This is a genomic window from Microbacterium sp. Leaf351 (assembly GCF_001423825.1).
In the GTDB taxonomy this organism is placed as follows: Bacteria; Actinomycetota; Actinomycetes; order Actinomycetales; family Microbacteriaceae; genus Microbacterium; species Microbacterium ginsengisoli.
Genome location: NZ_LMPK01000002.1, coordinates 76,543 through 78,828 on the forward strand (window position 1 = coordinate 76,543; position 2,286 = coordinate 78,828).

Annotated in this window: 1 protein-coding gene; it reads left to right on the top strand. The window is 71.5% G+C overall.

Translation table 11 applies throughout. From position 1 onward, the window contains the following. Positions 1–2,286 (top strand): hydrogen gas-evolving membrane-bound hydrogenase subunit E (gene mbhE / locus ASG00_RS00865; protein WP_327037454.1); only part of this gene is annotated, 2,286 nt, incomplete at both ends.

Consider the following 2,286-nt stretch of genomic DNA (forward strand, 5'->3'; position numbering starts at 1 on the left):
ACACCCTCGCCTGGGTGATGGCGCTCGTGGTCACCGGCGTCGGCGCCCTCGTGCTGCTCTACTGCCGCTGGTACTTCGCGGGCAAGACACAGGGCGTCGGGCTCTTCGCCGCGGTGCTGCTCGCGTTCGCCGGGGCCATGTACGGACTGGTGCTGACCGACGACATCGTCGTGCTGGTGATGCTGTGGGAGATCACGAGCATCCTGTCGTACCTGCTCATCGGCTACTACCGCGCGCGCGGCGCGAGCCGTCGCGCGGCGTTGCAGGCACTGCTCGTCACGACCCTCGGCGGCCTCATCATGCTCATCGGCGTGGTGCTGCTCGTGGTGCACACGGGCACGACGAGCATCGCGGGGATCCTCGCGGCGGCGCCCACCGGCCCGGTCGTCGACGCGGCGCTCGTGCTGATCCTCGTGGGCGCGCTGTCGAAGTCGGCGATCTTCCCATTCCACTTCTGGCTTCCGGGCGCGATGGCCGCACCGACCCCCGTGAGCGCCTACCTGCACGCCGCCGCCATGGTGAAGGCGGGCATCTACCTCATCGCGCGCCTGGCCCCCGTGTTCGCCATCGACCCGACCTGGCGGCCGATCGTCATCGGCCTCGGTGCGTTCACGATGCTGCTCGGCGGCATCCAGGCGCTGCGCGAGTACGACCTCAAGCGCATCCTCGCCTTCGGCACCGTCAGCCAGCTGGGATTCCTCGCGATCGTGCTCGGCTACGGCACCCGCGACGCCGCGCTCGCCGGCCTCGCGCTGCTCATCAGCCACGCCCTGTTCAAGTCGGCGCTGTTCCTCGTGGTCGGCATCGTCGACCGGCAGCTGTCGACCCGTGACATCCGCGAGCTCTCGGGCGTCGGCGGGCAGGCGCCGGTGCTCGCCGCCGCCGCCATCATCTCCGTGTGCTCGATGGCCGGTGTCATCCCCACGATCGGGTTCGTTGCGAAGGAGTCGGTGCTCGCCGCGTTCCTCGAGCAGGCCAGCGAAGGGGCCCCGTGGGCGAGCGTCGGGCTCGTCGCCATCGTGCTCGGGTCGGTGCTGACCGCCGCGTACGGCATCCGGTTCGTCTGGGGTGCGTTCTTCACGAAGAAGGATGCCGCGGGCTCCCCGCGTCCGCGCACCGAGTGGCCCTCTCCCCCGTTCGGGTTCTCGTTCGCACCGGTCGCCCTCGCGGTGCTCACGCTCGTGCTGGGGGCCGCGGCATCCGTTGTGGATGGCGCTCTCGCCCCCTACGCGGCGACAGTTCCCGCCGGTGCGGAGGGCGTCGGCGACCACACCAAGGCCGCGCACCTGGCCCTCTGGCACGGGTTCGAGCCCGCGCTGTGGATCTCGCTCGGCTCCCTCGCGGTCGGCGCGCTCGTCTTCTGGCTCGCGCTGCGCGTCGGCTGGGCCGAGCGTCGTCGCGTGCTGCCGTTCACCGCCGTCGACGTCTACAACGCGGCGCTGCGCGGGGTGATCCGGCTCGCCGTCTCCTCGACCACGCTCACCCAGCGCGGATCCCTGCCCCTGCACCTCGGCGTGATCTTCTCCGTGTTCGTCGTCGCCGAGGGCACCGCGCTGCTCGCGAGCCCCTCGTGGCAGGCTCAGCTGGATGCGTGGCACACGCCCGCGCAGCTCGCCGTGGCCCCCGTCATGATCGTCGCCGGCATCCTCGCCGTGCGCGCCCAGAAGCGCTACACCGGCGTCGTGCTCGTCTCGGTCACCGGACTCGGCATGGTGGTGCTGTTCGCCACGAGCGGGGCGCCCGACCTCGCACTCACGCAGATCCTCGTCGAGACCGTGACGCTCGTCGCGTTCGCCCTCGTGCTGCGCCGCATCCCCTCGCGGCTCGGCGACCACAACGCGTCGGTCGCGCCCATCGGACGGGCGGTGCTCGCGATCGCGGTGGGTGCGACGATGGCCCTCGTCGCGATCGTCGCGACGGGAGCCCGCACCCTGCCGCCGATCTCGCTCGACTTCCCGGCGCTCGCCTACCAGATCGGGCACGGCAAGAACGTCGTGAACGTCGCCCTCGTCGACCTGCGCGGGTGGGACACGATGGGCGAGCTGTCGGTGCTCGTGCTCGCCGCGACCGGCGTCGCCTCGCTCGTGTTCGTCACTCACCGCGCCGACAACCTGTCGTCGTTCACCCGGCCCATCCCCCGCCAGACCGGACGCCGCGTGCTCGTCGAGACCGACGAGGGACTGCGCCCCGCGGCATCCAGCGACTCGACCCGTCGCGCCTGGCTGTACGCCGGTCAGAGGGTGCGCGCCGAGAACCGCTCGATCATGCTCGAGGTGATCGTGCGGG